This is a genomic window from Shewanella hanedai, assembly GCF_007197645.1.
Classification (GTDB): Bacteria; Pseudomonadota; Gammaproteobacteria; order Enterobacterales; family Shewanellaceae; genus Shewanella; species Shewanella hanedai.
Genome location: NZ_VKGK01000041.1, coordinates 1 through 21061, shown reverse-complemented (window position 1 = coordinate 21061; position 21061 = coordinate 1). Strand labels below are relative to the sequence as shown.

The 21061-nt window shown below is 42.4% G+C and carries 16 protein-coding genes and 2 pseudogenes; 11 read left to right on the top strand and 7 right to left on the bottom strand.

All coding sequences use genetic code 11. The annotated features are described in order from the left end of the window. Positions 1-93: 93 nt before the first annotated feature. From FN961_RS22605 to FN961_RS22560, 10 genes are all read left to right on the top strand, one after another. Positions 94-1050, top strand: a complete 957-nt coding sequence (locus FN961_RS22605) for an AAA family ATPase (protein WP_144042419.1) — start codon at positions 94-96, stop codon at positions 1048-1050. After that, positions 1051-1980 carry a DUF58 domain-containing protein gene (locus FN961_RS22600; RefSeq protein ID WP_144042418.1) on the top strand — a complete coding sequence of 310 codons (930 nt, stop codon included), beginning with the start codon at positions 1051-1053 and terminating at the stop codon, positions 1978-1980. Then, positions 1980-2513 (top strand): DUF4381 domain-containing protein, encoded by a 534-nt coding sequence (locus FN961_RS22595; RefSeq protein WP_144042417.1) that lies wholly within the window; start codon positions 1980-1982, stop codon positions 2511-2513. The genes FN961_RS22600 and FN961_RS22595 overlap by 1 nt, the downstream gene beginning before the upstream one ends. Further along, positions 2507-3499 (top strand): vWA domain-containing protein, encoded by a 993-nt coding sequence (locus FN961_RS22590; RefSeq protein ID WP_144042416.1) that lies wholly within the window; start codon positions 2507-2509, stop codon positions 3497-3499. Before FN961_RS22595 ends, FN961_RS22590 begins: the two co-directional genes overlap by 7 nt. A gap of 2 nt (positions 3500-3501) precedes the next feature. Beyond that, entirely contained in the window at positions 3502-5475 is a 1974-nt protein-coding gene (locus tag FN961_RS22585) for a vWA domain-containing protein (protein ID WP_144042415.1), read from the top strand. Between the two features lie 85 nt (positions 5476-5560). After that, positions 5561-7204: a BatD family protein gene (locus FN961_RS22580; RefSeq protein ID WP_144042414.1), complete on the top strand. Its 1644-nt coding sequence runs from the start codon at positions 5561-5563 to the stop codon at positions 7202-7204. Between the two features lie 118 nt (positions 7205-7322). Then, entirely contained in the window at positions 7323-7886 is a 564-nt protein-coding gene (locus FN961_RS22575) for a sigma-70 family RNA polymerase sigma factor (RefSeq protein WP_144042413.1), read from the top strand. After that, entirely contained in the window at positions 7879-8583 is a 705-nt protein-coding gene (locus tag FN961_RS22570) for a DUF3379 domain-containing protein (protein WP_144042412.1), read from the top strand. Before FN961_RS22575 ends, FN961_RS22570 begins: the two co-directional genes overlap by 8 nt. Positions 8584-8741: 158 nt before the next feature. Beyond that, on the top strand, positions 8742-10193 hold the full coding sequence (putP, locus tag FN961_RS22565; RefSeq protein ID WP_144042411.1) for a sodium/proline symporter PutP: 1452 nt from the start codon (positions 8742-8744) through the stop codon (positions 10191-10193). A 357-nt stretch (positions 10194-10550) separates the two neighbouring features. Then, positions 10551-11855, top strand: a complete 1305-nt coding sequence (locus tag FN961_RS22560) for an OmpP1/FadL family transporter (protein WP_244950675.1) — start codon at positions 10551-10553, stop codon at positions 11853-11855. A 519-nt stretch (positions 11856-12374) separates the two neighbouring features. Here the strand turns inward: FN961_RS22560 and FN961_RS22555 are convergent. After that, the gene (locus FN961_RS22555; protein WP_144042410.1) at positions 12375-15389 is read right to left on the bottom strand and encodes a Tn3 family transposase; all 3015 of its coding nucleotides are present in this window, start codon (positions 15387-15389) and stop codon (positions 12375-12377) included. A gap of 219 nt (positions 15390-15608) precedes the next feature. On the opposite strand from FN961_RS22555, the gene FN961_RS22550 reads away from it, so the two are divergent. Next, positions 15609-16244 carry a recombinase family protein gene (locus FN961_RS22550; RefSeq protein WP_144042409.1) on the top strand — a complete coding sequence of 212 codons (636 nt, stop codon included), beginning with the start codon at positions 15609-15611 and terminating at the stop codon, positions 16242-16244. Positions 16245-16638: 394 nt separating this feature from the next. On the opposite strand, the pseudogene FN961_RS26255 reads toward FN961_RS22550, so the two are convergent. The 6 genes and pseudogenes from FN961_RS26255 to FN961_RS22525 form a co-directional block, all read right to left on the bottom strand. Continuing rightward, positions 16639-16758 (bottom strand): annotated as a pseudogene (locus tag FN961_RS26255) (tRNA dihydrouridine(20/20a) synthase DusA); the annotation flags it as partial. A gap of 47 nt (positions 16759-16805) precedes the next feature. Continuing rightward, positions 16806-17546, bottom strand: coding sequence for a hypothetical protein (locus FN961_RS22545; RefSeq protein ID WP_144042408.1), 741 nt, complete (start codon positions 17544-17546; stop codon positions 16806-16808). Between the two features lie 703 nt (positions 17547-18249). Then, positions 18250-18438, bottom strand: a pseudogene (locus FN961_RS22540) (transposase); the annotation flags it as partial. 203 nt (positions 18439-18641) lie between these two features. Next, positions 18642-18989, bottom strand: a complete 348-nt coding sequence (locus FN961_RS22535) for a hypothetical protein (protein ID WP_144042406.1) — start codon at positions 18987-18989, stop codon at positions 18642-18644. Positions 18990-19191: 202 nt separating this feature from the next. Beyond that, complete coding sequence (locus FN961_RS22530) at positions 19192-20331, bottom strand: hypothetical protein (protein WP_144042405.1); 1140 nt, start codon at positions 20329-20331, stop codon at positions 19192-19194. 137 nt (positions 20332-20468) lie between these two features. Beyond that, entirely contained in the window at positions 20469-20792 is a 324-nt protein-coding gene (locus FN961_RS22525; RefSeq protein WP_144042404.1) for a hypothetical protein, read from the bottom strand. Positions 20793-21061: the final 269 nt, after the last annotated feature.

Below are 21061 nucleotides of genomic sequence, written 5' to 3'. Positions count from 1 at the left end.
CGAATGGTAAATTGGCACTAGCCAAACCCTATGGGAATTTTTTACCATGTTCATGGTCTATATCCTGACAAACTAAAATAACCGAGTAGCATCATGCCTTTGAGTCGATTTCACGCATTACGCGAATACCTGAACAAGGTCATTTTAGGACAACCTGTCCTGACCGAAAACCTGCTAATAGCATTAATAGCTGACGGACACTTACTGGTTGAGGGGCCGCCAGGTTTGGCAAAAACTCGAGCTGTTAAAGCACTATGTGATGGTGTTGAAGGGGACTTTCATCGAGTTCAATTTACCCCAGATCTTTTGCCAGCGGATCTCACTGGAACCGATATCTATCGTGCCCAAACCTCAACCTTCGAATTTGAAGCAGGTCCTATCTTCCATAATCTAATTTTGGCTGATGAGATCAACCGAGCCCCGGCAAAAGTACAATCAGCATTGCTCGAAGCTATGGCTGAAGGGCAAGTTACTGTGGGGAAAAACAGTTATAAGTTGCCTGAACTATTTTTAGTGATGGCCACTCAAAACCCATTGGAAAACGAAGGAACCTATCCTCTCCCAGAGGCTCAGTTGGATCGTTTTCTCATGCACCTAAATCTTGATTACCCCAGTGCAGAGACTGAATTTCAGATCATGCGTATGTCTCGTAAAGAAGCATTGAAACAAGATGCACCTACGGTTGAGCCTATTATTCAAAAAGATATTTTTGAAGCCCGTGAAGAGTCTCTCGAGCTCTACCTAGCTGAGCCGCTTGAACATTACATTGTCAATATTATTATGGCGACCCGTCAACCACAAAAATTCAGCGATGAACTCGCTTCTTGGCTTGAGTATGGTGTCAGCCCACGTGCAACCTTGGCCCTTGAGCGCTGTGCTCGTGCACGTGCTTGGTTGTACGAGCGTGATTTTGTTTCACCTGAAGATATCCAAGCTGTTGCGCCAAATGTGTTAAGACACAGACTGCTATTGAGCTATCAGGCACAAGCCGAAGGGATCACCAGTGACCATGTGATTAACCATATCCTCTCTCAAGTTGCGGTACCTTAAATGGCCGATACTAGACTCCCGCTTTTTTCTGACGGGGTTAACCTGACTCAAAAAGAGCTGTTGGCTTGTCAAACCATCGCCAGAGCGTTGCCAGAAAAGCGCTCTAAGGCCCGTGCAAATTTAGCCGGTCACAGAGCCAGCTTAATTAAAGGTCGGGGGATGGAGTTCGCCGAAGTACGTCATTATCAACCCGGTGATGATGTGCGCACCATTGACTGGCGCGTCACGGCTCGAACAGGAAAAGTGCACACTAAGCTTTTTGTGGAAGAGCGTGAGCGTCCCGTCCTTATCTTACTGGACCTTAGCCACAGCCTCTATTTTGGCTCAAGCTTACTGCTTCAGTCAGTACAAGCTGCACACTTAGCCACCACTTTAGGTTGGAATGCCATTCAACATGGCGATCGACTCGGCGCACTTATAGCCACTGAGAGTGAGCATTTGGAGTTAAAACCCAGAAGCCGTCAACAAGGCATCTTGCAGCTTATTTCAGGGATCAAATCGTTACATGAAAAACAGCTGAGTCAACTTTCAGAATATCAAACTGAACCAGGACATCTATTTCGTGCATGTCAGCGGCTAAGGCGCATCGCAAAACCCGGCTCCTTAATTTGGATCATCAGCGACGGCAGTAACTTCAATGAAGCCTGTCTTGCGCCTTTATCAGATCTTAAGCGTCACTGTGATATGGGGGCCTTCCTTATTACCGATCCCTTAAGACAAGGTACGTTAACTTTGCCTAAACAGTTCCAACTGCCTGTCAAAGAGGGCAATAAAGAGATGACCCTCAATAGAGCGGGTTATGATGCTTGGCTGCAAAAACAGCTGAGTTCACAAACCCACTTTACCGACATGATGCAAAAACTGAATGTGCAGACCCGAATTGTGGACGCAGGCAAAAGTTTAAACGATCAGCTAGGGGCTTTGAGATAATGCAAGCAGCAACGAATCCGGCACTGGAAGCATTAAAAGATATCCACACTCCAGCGATAATCGAGAGCTGGCCCATAGCGTTAGGCTACTGGTTAATCCTCCTCGTTTTCATCGGTGTGCTTATCTTCAGCATTCTTTGGCTAACACGCCGATATAAGCGTTCGGCGGCTAAACGCGCAGCCATCATGGAGTTAGCACTCCTCGACATTAATAACCCAAATATCTCAGTTGAGATAAATACCTTAATTAAACGGGCTGCTATCAGCTATCTTCCACGAGAGCAGGTGGCAGGACTTCAAGGGCAAACTTGGTCTGTCTGGATGGACAATCAAGTAAAGCAAGCCACACCAAAACTCCATCAGCTCTTAGACCGACGTTATCAAAGACAAGGGCTAACACCCGATGAGGCCCAAGAGTTAAAACGCTTAACCAAACTCTGGCTAAACGAAGCGCTTCCGCTCACCATAAAAGCAAGTAACCACTCACATTCTCAGACATTTGCAGAGAAGCAGGAGCAAGAAGTTAAATGCTAACACTCGCATGGGCATGGTTACTCCTGTTGTTACCTTTACCCTTAATATTTCGAAAAAAACAGCAAGATGTTGAGATTAGTGGCCACTTACACCTGCCCGGTATCGCAATAAATGGCAGTCAGCAGATAGAACAAGCCCCTGCATCCCGTAAAGCTTACTGGATCGTCTGGGTGCTATTGATTATCGCCGTCGCACGCCCACTTTGGATGGGTGAGCCTATCGAGCTGCCGAGTAAAGGCCGTGACTTGATGGTGGCTGTGGATTTATCCGGCAGTATGCAGATTGAAGATATGGTACTTGAAGGGCAAACCGTCAATCGATTTACCCTAGTTCAAAGTGTGGTCAGTGATTTTATCGAGCGCCGTAAAGGTGACAAGCTTGGCCTTATTTTGTTTGCCGATCATGCTTACCTCCAAGCCCCATTAACTCAAGATAGACGCTCGGTTGCGCAGTTCCTTAAAGAAGCCCAAATTGGATTAGTCGGCAAACAAACTGCCATTGGCGAAGCCATAGCCTTAGGGGTGAAACGTTTCGATTTGGTTGAAGAAAGCAACCGTGTATTAATCCTGTTAACCGATGGTTCTAATAACTCAGGCTCAATATCTCCAGAGCAAGCGGCACAAATTGCGGCTAAACGAGGGATCAAAATATATTCCATTGGCGTAGGCGCTGATGTGATGGAACGTCGGACCCTATTTGGTAAAGAACGAGTCAACCCGTCAATGGACTTGGATGAAAATCAGCTCACCTCATTGGCTGAAACCACCGGTGGGCAATACTTTCGCGCCAGAAATGCCCAAGAGTTAGAACAAATCTATCAAGAGATAGATAAACTTGAGCCGATTAGCAGAGATCAAATCAGCTATCGCCCTCAATCAGAGCTTTTTTATCTGCCATTAGCAGCGGCATTATTTGTTAGTATCTTAATGGCCTTAGCTCAACTTCCAATGATAAGACGCTTGAATATGAACTGGGGTAAAAAATAATCATGTTGCATTTCCTACGCCCCGAATGGTTTTTCGCGCTACTGCCTTTGCTGATCATCTTAATATTGATTTGGAAGAGCGAGCGATTAAACTCCACCTGGAGTCGCTATATCTCGCCTCACTTAGCCAATTTTTTGGTGTCGAAAAGCCAGCAAGTTAAGCGCAGTAATCTAGGTTATCTCGCAGCATCTTGGTTTATCGCCGTACTTGCGCTATCAGGACCTGCAATATCCAAACAATCTTTGCCCGTTTTTGAAGCTGCGCAAGGTCGGGTCATTATCATGGATATGTCCCTGTCGATGTACGCAACGGATCTGGCACCTAATAGATTGACGCAGGCAAAATTTAAAGCAACAGATCTCATCGAGGCATTAACGGAGGGAGAAACTGGGTTGATCGCCTATGCGGGGGATGCATTTACCATTAGCCCACTGACGCGAGACAGAGCCACTTTACTCAATTTATTACCCACCCTTTCGCCAGCCATCATGCCCGTTAGAGGGTCAAACCTGCCCGCAGCGTTAGAACAAGGTAAAAGCCTGCTTGCTCAGGGTGGTCATATTCAAGGCGATATTATTTTACTCGCGGATGGAGTCAGCACAAATCAGATTAATGCGGCTAAAAAAGTACTGCAAGGCACCCAATACCGTTTATCAATATTGGCATTAGGCAGCAAACAAGGCTCTCCCATCCGTTTACCTGATGGCCAACTATTGCGTGATAGAAGCGATCAGGTCGTGGTTGCCAAAACGGACTATTCACAACTCAATGAACTCACCCAAAGCGCCGATGGGATTTTGGTTCCCTTTCGAAGCGATGGCGCTGATCTGCAACAATTAACCTCATGGTTAGACAACAGTGGTGAGACTAAAGCCACTGAGCTTAACGGCGAGGTCTGGCAAGATGCTGGCCCATACATCGCTCTATTACTACTGCTCCCTGTACTGTTGAGTTTTAGGCACGGTTTAGTTGCCTCATTACTGATTTTTACTATTTATCAGCCCGCTCCAGTTCAAGCTTCAGCTTGGGATGATTTATGGAAAACTAAAGATCAACAAGGCATGCAAGCTTATAAAGCACAAGATTACAGCAATGCATCGACCACCTTCACTTCTCCTCAGTGGCAGGCGAGTGCTCACTATAAAGCCGGCGAGTATGACGAGGCACTCAGTTTATTTGAACAAGATAGCAGTGCATCAGGTCTCTATAACCAAGGCAATGCTCTGATGCAAAAAGGCGAGTTTGAAGAAGCAGCAAAACGCTATTCAAGCGCACTTGAACTCGACCCGAATCTTGAAGGCGCAGAAGATAATCACCAACTTGCAGAGAAATTAGCCCAACAAAAACAAGATAAGCCTGAAAGTGACTCAGATAAGAGTGACGATTCTGACAAGAGCGAAGACTCAGATCAGAACGACAAAGGCGATAAGCAAAACCAAGATAAGCAATCGGATCAGAACAAAGATTCTAAACAGGACAAAGACAAGGATCAGGACCAACAGTCAGATCAAGAGCAAGGTTCAGAACAAGATAGCAAAGAGCAGCAGAACTCTGACCAATCAGGTTCAGATCAAAATGAGCAACAATCATCGCAAGAACAAGACAACGATGCTGAAATGCAAGCTGATCCGAATCAAGCAAAAGATGAGCCTCAGGGCACTGATGATCAGCAAGAGCAATCAGCTGAAGCACAACAATCTGCAAAAGCTGAAGAGGAAAAAAATGCTGCACAAGAGCAAACTGCAGAAGCTCAAGCCGCACAGCAGAATCAAGATGAAAACCAAGCTGATAGCAATGAGCAACAAGCTCAAGCAGCACAGGCTGTATCCGGACCTGAAGAGCTGCCACCAGAGATGGAACGAGCAATGCGTGGCTTAGTCGATGACCCTCAGGTGTTACTAAGAAATAAGATGCAGCTTGAGTATCAAAAGCGTCGTATGCAAGGCTTAACCTCTAAGGATCTGGAGCAATGGTAGTTTCAAATAAGCTATTACTTACTATAAATCAGCAAGGTATTATATCTTCTATGGGTTTCAATATGATTTCAAAGGAGCACGAACAGTGCTAATACGACAACTGACTCTTTTAGCTTTCATCACGCTATTCGCCTCCTTCCCCACTTTTGCCCTGACTAGCATCGAGGCCAGTGTCGACCGAAACCCCGCCGTCGAAGGCCAATATCTAGTACTTAGTATTGAAGCTGATGACGATGTGAGTACAGGAAAACTAGACACTTCGGCCCTGCTTAAGGATTTTATTGTCGGGCGGACCAGTGTCAGCCGCAATACACAAATTGTGAATTTCGATGCCAGTAGAAAAACCACCTGGCAGGTTCTGCTCGCCCCACTCCGCGCTGGTAATGTTCAAATCCCAGCATTAACCATCGATGGTGTCAGCTCAGCCCCTATTTCGCTCACCGTCGTTACCGCGAATAGCCAGCCTGAGCAAATGGAGAGTCTGTTTATTCGCGGCACCTTGTCGACTGATGAAGCTTATGTGGGACAAATGATCACCTACAAGGTAAAGCTTTATCTGGCTGTAGATCTGCAACGTGGCGTGCTGAGTGCACCGACACCTGATGGTGCGCAAATCAAACAACTCGGTGAAGATATTGATAAAAATGAGATTGTTGACGGAAAACGCTATCGAGTGATTGAGCGGACTTACAGCATTATTGCCGATCAACCAGGAGAGCTAACCATTGACGGAGCAGGCTTCTCTGGCGACGTGTTAGTGCAGTCATCGAGACGTGGTGGCATGTTTGCCTTTAATGAAAGTAAACCCATGCAAGCAAAAGCGCCCAAATCCGTCATATTGATCAACCCGATCCCTAACGAATTTCACGGTGAATGGCTGGTTTCAGACCTTGTTGCGCTCAATGAAGATTGGCCGATCGAGGCACAAGAGTATGAAGTTGGCACACCGATAACGCGTACCATTAACTTATTAGCGTCTAATACTGATGAAACCAGTTTACCTGAGCTGACGATTCAGCTTCCTGCAGATTTAAAGAACTATCCTGAAAAATCTGTGAGAAAAACTTTTCTTCGCGATAAACAGATGGTATCTCAACTGACACAAACATTGGCTATCGTACCCACTAAAGCAGGTACTTATACCTTACCTGAGATCCGCGTTCCATGGTGGAACCCGTTTACCAAAAAGCAGGAATTGGCTAGTTTGCCTGCCCGTACAATCAAGGTTGTCGCCAGTCAAAATGTCGAAAGTGAGCTGCCAGTGGTCGACTTTGAGTCTGAAACTTCTTCAAACAGTGGATTATGGCCATGGTTAACCCTGCTCTTTGCCACTTTGTGGATCGTCACGCTTGTATTGTGGCGTAAAGCCCTGACACAGACTGGCACAAACAAGCTAAAAGTCAGTAATGAGCCAACGTCTAATGCACCTAAAAATACCGGTTCTGCATTTCAAAAACTTGAAGCGGCATGTCATGAAAAAGACGCGGGGAAAGTGCTGTCAGCTTTACAGACTTACTTCGGTGACACTTACAAAAAAACTCTGACACTCAATGAGATTGCAGGTTTATCTGATGCGCTTAACAGCGTCATTAATGAACTGCAAGTCAGCGCATTTAGTCGAAACAAAAGCGAACTGGACTATGCACTGGTGTTGTCAGCAGTAAAGTCTGCACCACATCATCAAGTACACAAAACTCACAGCCCATTAGCGCAACTCAATCCTCGCTAACATGCCCACACACATAAGTGCTTGAAGTTAACCTTGCATTAACTTCTTGCACTTAGTGTTCATAAGGTTAAGCTAACGAATACAGTCATCGCTACTCGAAACCGGCATAAATTCAAAAATGTTTAATTTCTCGCGAAATAAAAAACCAACTACCACGGTCAATTCAGACATGGTAAGCAAACAAAGACGATACGATAGCCTTGTCAGGGCACTCCACGCAGATATCTTTCGCTATGGCTATTGGCTATGCGGTGATAAACATGTGGCGGAGGATATCACTCAGGAAACGTTTTTACGGGCGTGGCGTTCACTTGAATCTTTAAAAGATGATAAGGCGGCTAAAGCATGGCTTATTACTATTTTAAGACGAGAGAATGCACGACGTTTTGAGCGCAAGCAATTTAACTATTCAGATGTTGAGCAAGACAGCCTTGAAGATCATATCTCCTCGAGCTCTGAAGAGCAGGCTGAGCAACATCTTATTCGTAGACAAATCGCTAAACTGGAAATTGAATACCGAGAGCCACTTCTACTGCAAATTATTGGTGGATTTAGTGGTGAAGAGATTGCAGGAATATTAGAGCTGAACCGTAATACGGTGATGACAAGATTATTTAGAGCGCGTAACCAATTGAAAGAAGTATTAGAACAACCCCAAGTGCGAGGTCAATCCAATGGATGAGCTGAAATTTAGACGGCAGGCATATGGCGATCCTAACTGTCAAGATCCAGACTTTTTGTCTGAGATGCATAACTCTGTAGAGCAAGAGTCATTCGTTAACGACCTTAAAAAGTTAGACAGTAAACTTGAGCGTGCGTTAAACATTGATGTCCCTGAAGATCTTGCAGCAAAATTATTGCTTAATCAACAGCTGCATCAACATCAGAAACAGCGTAAGCGTTCTGGGTTAACTTTAGCTTTGGTGGCCTCAGTGGCATTTATCGCAGGGATCAGCTTCACCTTATTAAGAATGGCTCCCGTTGATTTAGGCCAACATGCATTGGCTCATGTACATCATGAAACAAAAGCAATGACGGCTGATGACAACGTTAAGTTTTCCGATGTTAACTTCCAACTGGCTTCTCTAGGCACGTTAGGAGATTCTCACTTTACCCAGCAACCCGGTAAAGTGTATTACAGTACTTTTTGTGATTTCCAAGGGGTTCAGAGTTTGCATTTAGTCATGCAAGGTGAACACAGTAAAGTCACACTCTTTATTGTACCAGTCGAGCACCGTATGGTTCTTGAAGCCGCTTTTGCCGACAACAAGTACAAAGGTAATGGTTTTGTCAAAGACAACGCTTACATGTTACTGGTTGGCGAAACTAGCGAAGATGTTAATTTCGTTAAAAAAGAGGTTCAACAAACCTTCATCTAACCTATTTAACTGGTGGTATGATCCGTTGCGATAGCTTGCTGCAACAGGTCATACCACAAGTCAGTTCTACGTCACACTTCACATCCGGTTTGGGATTCACCTCTAACATCTGCTAGCATGTCGCTCACATTTTAAAAATAACTATAAATGGCAATAGCATGAGCATTGAATTACCGATCTTAATTACCTTTATTGGCTACCTCGCCCTAATGATGGGAATAGGACTTTGGGCCTATAAAGCGACCGACTCTGTCGACGACTATATTCTAGGTGGCAGAGGAATGGGTCCGGCGGTTACCGCTTTAAGTGTTGGCGCATCTGACATGTCAGGCTGGTTACTTCTGGGTTTACCCGGTGCCATTTACCTCGGTGGTTTAGGTGAAGCTTGGATTGGGTTTGGCTTAGTATTCGGTGCTTGGTTAAACTGGTTATTCGTTGCCCAACGTTTACGTATCTATACCGAATTCACCGACAACTCGCTCACCCTACCCGATTTCTTCGAAAAACGTTTTGAAGACAGCAAAGGATTGATCAAGCTTGTATCTGCATTCACCATTTTAATATTTTTCACCTTCTATGCTTCATCAGGCATGGTTGGTGGCGCAATACTGTTTGAGAAAGTATTTGGTTTAGACTACACCTTAGCCCTTATCATTGGCTCAAGCATTATTGTCGCATACACCTTTGTTGGCGGATTTTTTGCGGTAAGTTGGACCGATTTCTTCCAAGGCTGCTTAATGTTGGTTGCACTCTTAATCGTTCCCGTTGCCATTTTTTCTCAACCAGAAACACAAAATGCACTCGATGCGATAGATCCAGCCATGTTATCTCTGTTTAATGAGAACACCACTTTCATTGGCCTTATTTCACTGCTCGCGTGGGGACTGGGGTACTTTGGCCAACCTCACATACTTTCACGTTTTATGGCAATAAAAGATCCTAACGACATCCCACTATCGCGTCGTATCGCCATGAGTTGGATGCTTATCGCATTGGCTGGAGCACTCGCAACCGGTATCGCGGGAAGCCTATACTTTGCCAGCGAGCCACTGACTAACCCAGAGACGGTATTCATTCATTTGGCTCACGCCGCATTTAACCCTTGGATTGGCGGTCTGCTTATCGCGGCTATCCTCTCCGCTATCATGAGTACTATCGACTCACAGCTTTTAGTCTGTTCAAGTGTTATCACCGAAGACTTTTACAAAAAATGGTTACGCCCTGAAGCAAGTAGTAAAGAACTGATGCTCGTTGGCCGTATTGGTGTGCTCGCGATTGCGATTATTGCAGGTATCGTTGCCCTTGATCCGCAAAGCAGTGTACTTGGCTTAGTCAGCTACGCTTGGGCAGGGTTTGGCGCGGCATTTGGTCCAGTTGTATTGCTGTCACTTTTCTGGAAAGACTATAGCCGTAATGGCGCGGTTGCCACTATCGTCGTTGGTGCCGTAACGGTTGTTGTTTGGAAGCAGTTATCCGAGGGGATTTTTGATGTTTATGAGATTCTACCTGGCTTCATTCTGGCCACGCTAACGGGTGTCATTGTCAGTCTGATTTCAGCGCCATCAGATACGGTAAAAGAACAATTTAGAGTATTTACTTCAAAACTTTAAACAGTAAAAATAAGGGTTTCAGACCGATAAAACCATTTTTGGCGTACAGGTGTACGCCAAAAATGTCATTTATTTTTCAAGCCCTAATTTACAAGGTGTTAACCTTTATTCAAATACGCACAATCCCTTAATCTTACTACTGATAAGCCCTTCAGCCCTGAATTAAAATATCACCTTAACTTCCGCTATTTTTATCCGTTAAAAATTAACAAAAACACAACTGACAACTCACACTGGTCGGAGTTGTTGGTCATCACATCCATCCCTACTATGCACTGGTCTAATAAGTGGATCCCGCATTGAGCTTTAGCCAAACCGACACTCAATCAGAAGTGGGGCCGTAAATAATCGAGAGTTATGATGAAGAATTTCAACAAGAGCTTTAACAAAACAATGCTAGCTGTAGCAGTGACACTTGCCAGTTCACAAGCGATGGCTGCAGGTTTTCAGATAAACGCCCAATCAGCGACAGGTATTGGACGTGCATTTGCAGGTGATGCCGTCATTGCTGATAATGCATCAGTGCTTTCTCGCAACCCAGCTGCAATGGCATTGTTTGATGAAAAGCAGCTTTCAATGGGATTAACTTATGCAGACGTGCAAGTTGAAGTTCAAGATGTATTTGTTAACTCAAATCTAGGTGAACTACACTACGGCAGCGTTGATGATGCAGCTGAAGCAAAAATCATCCCTAACTTTTACTATGTTAGCCCAGTTAATGACAAATTCGCTTATGGCGTAGCTATGTTCAGTAACTTCGGGACAGGTACTGACACAACTGACTTGTCAAACAACATCGTTGCAGGTGCAATACCAGCTCCGATCGATCTGCTTGGTAAGACAGAAGTTACCACTATTAACTTCAACGTTAGTGCATCATACCGCTTCAACGATAACTTCAGTGTAGGTGCAGGTCTTGATGTCATTTATGGTTCAGGCACGTTAACTCGTGGTGGTGCTTTGCCATCAGCTGAAGGCCCACAACATGTAGATCTTGTTGATGTCGATGCTGAAGGTATTGCATTTGGTGGTATCCTAGGTGCTGTATACGAAATCAATGCTGATCATCGCTTTGGTATGAGCTATCGTTTCAGCCCTGAGTTTACTGCCGATGGTACTGTTAACTTTGGCGGAACCGATTTCGAAGAGATCAATATCCCACTTCCTGATATCTTTCAAGTTGCTGGTTTTCATCAGTTAACCGAGAAGTTTGCACTGCATTACACTGCGCAGATGACAACTTGGGGCGACTTCCACGAGATCACTGTTACCGATCCAGTTGAAGCACAATTAAAGAAATATGCTTGGGATGATTCTTGGTTATTCAGTGTAGGTGGTACTTATACGCTAAATGATAGCTGGACACTACGTGCAGGCTACATGTACGACCAAGGCGTAGTAGGTGAAGTCAGCTCTATCTCTATTCCAGACTCTGATCGTCAGTGGTACACAATGGGCGCGACTTACACCCTATCTAAGCACACGAGCCTTGATTTTGGTATTGCATTTGTTCGTGGTGAAGAGACCCATCTTACAGAACAAAGTGCAGTATTAGGTATGGTCGGTCAAACTCCAGGCCTTGGCGCTGACTTAGGCACTGTGCATGCGACCACGATATCAAATGCGACTTACTACTCAATGCAGTACAACTACAAGTTCTAATCCTTTAACCTAGTGATTAACGTAGAGCACACCAAGTGCTAGCAGCATGCCATTAATCCTATTAAGTTGGATGCTGTTCTATATTGTTTGATCAAACGGCCTATCTAGGCCGTTTTTGTTTTTCTCCTCCCTCCCCTTTTATTAGCCATCAATACAGAGCTGGTTTAGCCAACCTAAAAAGTTTACTGACTTGCCTGATAGCAAGTTTCAAATATCTTTCGATTGGGTTCATTGGGCTGGATTAGTACTTGGTTTTTACCAGATAAGCATAACTTCATTGTTATCTATAGCCTGCGGCTCGCTGAACGTATAAACAGTTCTGCGACACACCGCAAGCACATCTGACCTCCATGGTCTTAAGCGTTCCTGACGCTTTAAGGGGTATTGTGCATAAACGGCATATTATTCGCTTAGTGCTCTACAGGCCTTACAGTACCTAGCCTACTGAGGCTGTGCGTTTTTAGAAATCCTAGCCTCAATTTTTCGTCTCATCATTCCAGCTGAAAAATCACCTTGTATTTAGATAGATTCTCCTTCTAAATGCACCGTCCTGGCTAGCGCCGAGAAATCATGACTTTTTTCAGAGTCGGCAAATGAATAAAACCCCGAAAAATTAATATGGAACCAGGCTACAGGTGAAATTCTCTTTAACGCCTCAAGGTTTTCAGCTATCCCGTCATGCTCATTGAATTCTTTAAGCTCTGAGAGAATTTGAGCGTTGTAATGGATAACACAATTGGCAATCAAACGAGCACATTCATTCCATAGTGTTAACTCTGCGTGGTGACTGCCTCTGAACTTCTTACCATTGGTTTCAGCTATGACGCGCCTTAGTTGATGAAATGCCTCTCCTCGATTTAGAGCTCGTTGAACATGGCGACGAAGTGTTTCACTATCAATATAATCCAGGATGTACTGCGCTTTTATTGCTCTATCAAATTCCGCCAAAGCTTTAAGGGTAGCGGTGTTCGATTTATATCGGCAAAGCTTCTTGATTAATACACTTTGGCTGGTTTTGTGCTGCCCAAGTGAAATCATCAGTCGACAAATATTTTCCCACTCTATTGTGATTAACTCCCAATCAATAGGAACCCTCATGGTGATCAACTGTTCTGCGTCTTCAGTACTTTCGACCTGAAACATTTTTTCAAAGTGATCCTTGAAGGTCTTGTATCGCGGTGCAAATTGATAGCCAAAAAAGTGAAGTATTGCAAAATTATATCTATTTGCTCCATGTGTATCTGTCGACAAAATATCAGGCTTAACGTCAGAAGTGTTGTTATAAAGTAAATCAAAAATGTGATGGCTTTCATGATCATCAGCACTAATAATTTTGCTGTTTGCCGGTATGTGGTTGAGTATCAGTGTCATCGCCGACACGCCTTTGTCTTGGCCGAAGTATTTGGGTGAATACCTTGCCATTAATGAGCTAAAACGACATTCAAATTTCTGCCCATCGATACTTCCGTGCTGACCGTGCTCATCTATTTGGTAGTATTCGAAAATGGGTAAAGAGGCTGTCTTGTTTGAAATGGCATCGTTTGCGGCTTTCAAAGTCTCTAGGCGTAAGTAGTTGGCCTGTGTGGCTCGTAAATCATTGAATGAACGATCAGAAATATTAGCTATTTTGTATAAACCGAAGTTCGTACCATTACCCAATATACAAGCTAATATGTCATTAAGGTTGGGTTGAGTTCGCTGATATTTTGACTGAAAATGAGTAAATTCATCAAAGAAATTAGTTTCTTGGTTAACCACGCGCATCAGTTCAATGATCCCTATCTGGTCAAATTGTTCAAACACTCGGTTATTCACTATTGGCACTGGATTTTTGACCGAAAGAGACCATTTAATGGTGTTGGTCTGGTCAGAATAAATCACATAATCATTTTCCCCCTGGTTGATCCGCTTGCTTGTATTTTTCATTTGCTCTTCTAGTAATCCTTTTAATCCGGCGCTTAATTCTGAAATTGTCACTTTCAGCATCGGGAGTGACATGGAGCTGCTTAATTGCTTTTGAGCGGCTCTATCAATAAGGTAATCATCAAGCGGCCGATATAAATGGCTATCATGGATATAACAAACATCGTTATCCAGCGCTTGGAGAACTTTTCGGTACAAATAACATTCAAATAGAAAAGGATCGACAGTTGGATTTTCTGGGTCATCATTTTGGAGATAGGGTAAATCCGATGGCCGGATCAGCGCCTCATCTATCGTCTTGATTTCCCCATATTGACGGATCTCCTGCTTTGCCAAAGAGACTTGATTTGCCAATTCAAAATGAGCGTTGTCGATTTCGAATTCCAGGGTTAGAAACAGCCGCCTTAAATTACGCCTGATCGTGGCTTTATTTTGACGATAGTATTGCCAGATAAATTGTTTTTTATCCAATTCTACTTTGGCCATAAAGTCAGCCACTGATGCTAAATCGGATTGAGGTAATATTTTATAGATTTTCTTGAGCAAAGCCTTTGCCAGCATAGTTTCATCATTGGCCCCACCGGCCAATACATGTAAGACATCCGATACTTTTTTAACCTGTTTGCCGAGTCGACTAGCCTCTTGGGCTATTTGTGTATCACTATATTGGCTAGCGTTTTGTCCGTATTTTCTGAGCCCTCTATAAAAACCTTTAGTCAAATTATCATTGATGTGACCATAACGTTGACAGAGATATGAAACGACGTATATACAGGCCTTTGCCGGTGAAAATTGCTTCAGCTGAGAGGTTCGGTAGTTTTGGAACATATCACTGTAAAAAGTAATATTTCCGTCAGAAATACTGGCCTGCACCAAAATGTCTTTTGCTTGTTCAAATATAGGTTCTAGTTTTTGTTTATCTTGTAACTCTCGACTTATTTCTCCAAAAGTAAAATCTTTTGCCTGGCTTCGCAGAGTACGAAATTCGTCTGTTGTCTGATGGGGTGCCAATAAAGCGGTAATGTAATCCTTGATGCTACCTTTGAGTTGCCTGTTAAATAAAGTGACAAGCCTTTCTTCCTCTTTGTTCAATGCCTGGCTTACAACACTTTGAATACGTGAAAGAGCTGGTAATGCAATCCATTGTTGATTCAAAAAAGTTACGCACTCGTCGAACACCGCTTTATTATCTGCTCGGATGGCTACCGCTGAATCAGCTTGCTTTTGCAACCTCTTTTGATGCTGTTCTGAAAAGCGTTGAAAGCCGGTTAAAGAGAAGACCTTTTGATAGATGTTGGATTTGGCATCTTTGTTCAGATTCTTGCGGATCGGACGGGCTTTCGGAAAATAACGGCCATAAATGTAGGTAAGGTCACTTTTTACCATTCCCCAGGTGAAAGTTAACGTAACTGGCTTTGCTTTAAAATAACCCAGCAACAAGATGAAATGGGCTTTGTTCTGCACAATTCTGAATTGGTTGAGCGTTGATGTTTCGAGATCATTTAAGTTGAAAAAGTAATTACGATCATTATCATTAAAGTGCGGAGGGTCATATAAGTCTCGGTATTCGACGGTATCACTAGTATTTATGCGCGGTGAATGTTTGGGCATATATGTTGCTCAAATAGCGGAGTCAGTCGGCCATGTTACTTGAGCGAGTATCATATTGGTATTTCGCAATTCAACCTAGTGCGACACACTTACAAGTCTACATAGGGTATACCTTAAAGAGACTGTTAGAAGCTCAGTATTTAAATAGTCCATTAATTGCTACATACTATGTATAATGGACTGAAATAAAGAGACTATATAAAATGGACTATTTTCAGAATGAGCGATTATCGAACCTACTCTTATTTACGAGCTTCTACTAAGGAGCAAGATGCAGGACGTGCAAAAGATGCGTTGATACAATTTGCTAATGAACATGACTTGGTTATATCTGCATTCTTTGAAGAAAATGAATCTGGAGCCACGCTTCAAAGACCAGAACTATTTAGATTGCTAGAAATAGCTCAGAAAGGTGACGTAGTACTTGTAGAGCAAATAGATCGGATATCGAGGTTAAAAGATGATGATTGGTACTCGCTCAAGTCCATCATAAAAGCAAAAGGTTTGAAGATTGTGTCATTAGATTTACCTACGAGTCATCAGTTTGCAGTGGTAAACGATGAATTCACCGGAAGAATGTTATCAGCCATTAATGACTTGATGCTCGACATGCTAGCGGCAATTGCTAGAAAGGATTATGAAGATCGAAGAAGACGCCAAAAGGAAGGCATTGTTAAAGCTAAATCTGAAGGTCGTTATCCTGGTCGACCAATTGATGTAGAATTACAGCTAAAGATTGAAGGCTTGTTGGTAGATAAAAAATCTTATGACTATATCCAACATATTTTAGGTTGTTCTCGCTCTACAATATCCAAAGTCTCAAAAAAATTAAAACTGGAAGAGACGAAAACTTAATAACCGTTGGTGTTTTATGTAACCGGTAACCAGGTCAACTCGTCAGGAATAGGACTTGTAAAAACGAGGTTGCTCTGTAGCCCAGTGATATCATGACCTTTAGAGCATTAAGCGAATAATATGCCGTTTATGCTCAATACCCCTTAAAGATCTCTATTATCTATAAAGATCTTTATTATTCTATAAGCCTAAATCTGTGAATAACGGGGATAAAATATAAAAACATTAATGAAGCCTGGTAAACCAGGCACTCTCTCAAAAAATATAAGCAAAAACTGCACGGTTCGCTTTGCCTACGGCCATTAAACAACAATTGATACTGCTAGTACTCTAAGAGCAGTCGCTACGCGACGGTCTAGCAGAAGAGAAAATCGAAATCGAAGCATTATGATTATGTAACTATTTCAAAATTTGAGCTTAATAAAATCTTAAAATCGGTCCAATCCAGCATAGGAGCGATTGAGAAGGTACGGTTGAGAGGTTTGATAGTTGATTCCATGATTTGCGACGACATATGAGTAACCAATCAAGAGCTTGAGCTAAAAAGCTAAGCGTACAAGCCTAACCAACATTACTCACACAGGGCTTTATCACTCCCGAGGCATTACCATTGTTAAGTAGTAACGCCTCATACTGATTAATATTCCTTTCAAGTTGCTCCATTAAGCCTTCAGCACCTTTAGCTGAGGTACTTTCATATACCAAAGGCACCGTCGTCAGGTTATGTGCCTGAACTTGGGCATTAACAAACTGTAACTGCGACCAAAATAAATTAGAGATCAGATGAAACAAACAACTACTGATCCCAAGATGTCGCATCTCAGGCACCACATAAGCGTAAAGTAAATAACAACACAAGCCCACACGCTTATAGCCACAGGTATTACCATCTGCGTACCAAGAATCAAGTAAACCCACATTAAAGGTCACAAAAGCGACTGGCGTTTGTTTCTCTTCTTCTAAAAAAGCCACCAGCTGATAATGTCTTTGTTGCCGACTTTGCGATATACGACTGACGGGAACAAGACTTTTAAATATTTGATGACTAATAAATTCGTCATCTTGGTTTTTACTGCAAAAATGCCGCTGTAGATCAGCAGCTGTGGTATGGGCTGGCGCGTCATAAATACTCACACAAGGGAGATGTGATAATTCATCTAGCTTAACGGACGCAGGAGCCTGCAGACGTAGATCTTTTTCAGCTAAGGTTTTGATAAATCCGCCTTGCAATTGAAATTGGCTAAAATCATCCAGCAAATGAAATAAGGGAAACAACTGTGCCTTACTCTGATAAGAAGTCATATACCACTCCACTCAATTAGCGATTGTTTGTAAAGCGACACTCCTTTATCAAGAACTTGCCGAGTTGATAAATACATACAGATAATCCGCTTAGTTAACTACACATCTGTTAACTATAGGTTCAATATATTTTCCTGTAAAATCCGCCCAATACAAGCCAACTAGGGGATTGACGGCGAATTACCACAAGTAATTGTAAATAAAGATAACTCTACCTTTACGCTTCACAACAATGATTGAAATAAAAAGCTTACCTTAGCTCTGATACAGGCATGGGTTATACCAATTGCATTAAGTATGTAATCAATTCAGAGTGCCTCAGGGTTTTCTATTCAAGTTGCATTGACTTAAAAGGAAATGGTTATTCCCTTTTAAGTCAATGCAAAGCACTGCTTAAGTGTTGCATTTCATCTGGCAGAGGAGGTTAATTAAAGCAATTAAACAAGTGCAGTTGAATATGATCAGAAAACCTCAATAGTATGTATATCTTTAATGATATACATTGGTTAATGCCGATTTCGAGTGGATGGGCACAAAACCCCTATTACGAACGGGGCCCTGTAGGCTAGGTATTGTAAGGCCTGTAGAGCACTAAGCGAATAATATGCCGTTTATGCACAATACCCCTTTAAAGACATTTCCCATATCCCTATGGGTCAGTGGAGGAAATTCCGGAACATGTAGGGAACATTTTTGTCGATGTCACGGAAGGTACAGCCGCATTCGCGCCTGATGTATCGTTGTGGTACCACTTATCAAATGGGGTTAGGTCGAGTTTATGCTCGACGATATAACTCAAGGCGTATTCAAATGTGCCAGGGAGAACTTGTTCTGCAAAATTGATGGGGATAAATTTACTCTGGCAGGATAAATCAGGCTTGTAGTTGGCCATCACTCATTTACCAAATGGGAATAATATCTATTAGATCACAGCAAGAGGGGGCCTTCAAGTATAAAAAACAAACAATTAAAGGTTCGTTGAATTGCCCTCTAAAAAGAATAATTCTACAGCCTCAACGCCCCAATAAGGGGCTAAAAATTGTTTGCTAAAATGTTGAGGAACGAAAACAGTCAACTATTTTTTGTCCTTATTAATTAGCTTGTTAGCTGACCCTTGCTATCACACGGCAGCACTTTTGTTACTTTACCACTAAATGCCTTAAATTCACCACCTAAGCCATTTGCAGGATCTATTTCAACTAAAATAGGAGTAAAACCTCGCTCATTAGTTGGTAATATCTCAAACTCTAAAGATAAAATGGCGTTTTGATGATCAAATCCGATTAACTCAGAATCATGTATATCTTCGAATCTAAAAGTGATCAGGTTATGTTTAATAAGCTCATAATAGCCGTTTGACTTCACATGCGATGTCATTTCAAAACAGTGCACAGTAAATTCCATATAAGGACAGGTATAACCTGCTTCTTCCTTATAATACAAGTTTAAAACAACTCTTTTGATTTCAGCATCATGAAAAGATGGTCAATAGCCATAGATTTTTTCAACTGAATTATAATTCTCAAGATACTCTGATAATTTCATAAGGGTAGCTAACGCCGAATTAAGCGGACTAAAATTGTTGGTTATAATGTGTAGCGAGGCGGAACCTAACCAACTGTTTTATTTCCGTTTAAATGCCTTATTAGCTTTGTTCTACAAGCATTGAATTCCACCAATTATTCAGAACACCATTAACAAATATATTAAAAGTATCTATTGAAATAGGAAGGTCCTCCGATTTCCAACTTGCACCTAATGTATGAGACGCTAAACCTAGCGCCCCTCGTTCCACTAGACCATCTTCAGCAGAAAGGCGCTCAGGAGGATCACAAAGAGGAGCAGGAAAAGGAGTTCCTCCGTGTAGAGCTTCAGATCGATAGCCGTATAGCTTATTGAGTATGTCTTTAAACCCCGTCTTACTCCATTTAACTCTTGCCCATTCAACAGGCCTTTTTCCTGGAGGCTCTGGAATATAGTTCAAACAAAACTTTATAAATTTATTTGTCGCACCAAGTGTATGAGATATTTCATTTGCAACTTTAAGCAATAAAGAATCACCACCACTTTCTAACAATATTTTAGCAAGATCAGGTTTTGATGCTTTTAGTTTTTCAACCGGAGTAGATTTTGCAGACGACCATTCATTGGCGGCTGTCTCCAAGGCAGAAATTAACATTAACCATGCTAATTCAGGTTCACTTTCAGCAATCCATTGAGCGTTTTGATACATTCTAGCAGAGCGAATTAATGCTACATATTGTCGTTCGGTCAAACAACTTAATGAATATAGTTCCCCTAGGTTAGAAATATTAACTGTTTTTACAATACTTGGTAGAACAGGTCCTCTAACACCTATGTTTAGTTCAGGACTCTTTTCTTTTGTAGATCTTGGGCTACCCAATTTATCATCAGAGTAATTATCATACGAGCGATTCATCGCTCCAGCTTTTATGCGTATACCTAATTTTAATGAGACTAAAGCAGAAATTTCATCAGTAACCCATCCTCCATGATATTTGGTTGTATCAGTTTTTACACCATAAGTGCTTTTATCATCAACATACCAAAACATTCTTAGAGTGATTGCATTAGTGATTTCACCTGGTTTATTTACACCTGAGATCATATTAAGAAATTTGTATGGACCTTTATCGTCATTTAACTCACCAGTAATGTGTGAGTCACTATATAAAGGGAACTCTGCAATTGATTTTGGGTTTGCATCTGCATGGAATTCTTTCATGTTCCAATAAGATAAAACTCCACCAGTATTATTTGACAAATAAGCCTCCGCTTATTGGGGTAAAGCTAACGCCACAAGGAACTGCAGCTGGAACGGAACTTGTGTTTGTGCGAGTATTTTAGCGCACAAACACAAGTGGAGAGTAAGCTGTCAGATTGACTTGTTTTGTTAAGCATTTACTTGGCGCTGCCTAAGTATTTTGAATTAGCCACTGTATCACAGACCTCTCCGGGCCATACAACGCGAATATATGGTATGTATCCTTCTTTCTTCGGTGCGGAGAAATCACCACTTACAACACTCCAGTTAAACCAAAACTTAAGCTCCTCGGTGATATCAGGGACTGCCTCGCCGCCAGATGATTTTGAATATGAAAGGTACACCCTTGCAGACCCAGATCCTTCTAGTTTCTTTGGAACCTCTATATGAAAGGAATTTGGCTCCTTGTTGTTTTGTACAACAATCAAGTCATCAAATTCAGAACCAGAATTAGGAAACATGCACGCAAACGCGGATAAGCTAAATAAAAACGTAAGTACTAGCAGAAACACTCGGATCATAATGATGCTTAACGTCTCGTTAAGCGGATAAAAATAATTGGCTATAATCGCGGAGCGATGGCCAAATATTTTTATTCCGTTTGAACGACTTGTGTACGCCCAGCATGGGCATGAACTAATGAGGTGAAAGTCCTCTGTAGGAAGGTCACCGTTCAATAACATGCTGTTATTAAACGTTAACTACTAGCGAATGGCAAGGGCTTATCCGT

What these genes read in the sequence shown, in the direction of transcription:
- FN961_RS22595 (WP_144042417.1), top strand. Translation starts at nt 1,980, where the DNA reads ATGCAAGCAGCAACGAATCCGGCACTGGAAGCATTAAAAGATATCCAC.
- FN961_RS22560 (WP_244950675.1), top strand. Translation starts at nt 10,551, where the DNA reads ATGATGAAGAATTTCAACAAGAGCTTTAACAAAACAATGCTAGCTGTA.
- FN961_RS22570 (WP_144042412.1), top strand. Translation starts at nt 7,879, where the DNA reads ATGGATGAGCTGAAATTTAGACGGCAGGCATATGGCGATCCTAACTGT.
- FN961_RS22590 (WP_144042416.1), top strand. Translation starts at nt 2,507, where the DNA reads ATGCTAACACTCGCATGGGCATGGTTACTCCTGTTGTTACCTTTACCC.
- FN961_RS22545 (WP_144042408.1), bottom strand. Translation starts at nt 17,546, where the DNA reads ATGACTTCTTATCAGAGTAAGGCACAGTTGTTTCCCTTATTTCATTTG.
- FN961_RS22585 (WP_144042415.1), top strand. Translation starts at nt 3,502, where the DNA reads ATGTTGCATTTCCTACGCCCCGAATGGTTTTTCGCGCTACTGCCTTTG.
- FN961_RS22605 (WP_144042419.1), top strand. Translation starts at nt 94, where the DNA reads ATGCCTTTGAGTCGATTTCACGCATTACGCGAATACCTGAACAAGGTC.
- FN961_RS22550 (WP_144042409.1), top strand. Translation starts at nt 15,609, where the DNA reads ATGAGCGATTATCGAACCTACTCTTATTTACGAGCTTCTACTAAGGAG.
- FN961_RS22555 (WP_144042410.1), bottom strand. Translation starts at nt 15,389, where the DNA reads ATGCCCAAACATTCACCGCGCATAAATACTAGTGATACCGTCGAATAC.
- putP (WP_144042411.1), top strand. Translation starts at nt 8,742, where the DNA reads ATGAGCATTGAATTACCGATCTTAATTACCTTTATTGGCTACCTCGCC.
- FN961_RS22525 (WP_144042404.1), bottom strand. Translation starts at nt 20,792, where the DNA reads ATGTTTCCTAATTCTGGTTCTGAATTTGATGACTTGATTGTTGTACAA.
- FN961_RS22575 (WP_144042413.1), top strand. Translation starts at nt 7,323, where the DNA reads ATGTTTAATTTCTCGCGAAATAAAAAACCAACTACCACGGTCAATTCA.
- FN961_RS22600 (WP_144042418.1), top strand. Translation starts at nt 1,051, where the DNA reads ATGGCCGATACTAGACTCCCGCTTTTTTCTGACGGGGTTAACCTGACT.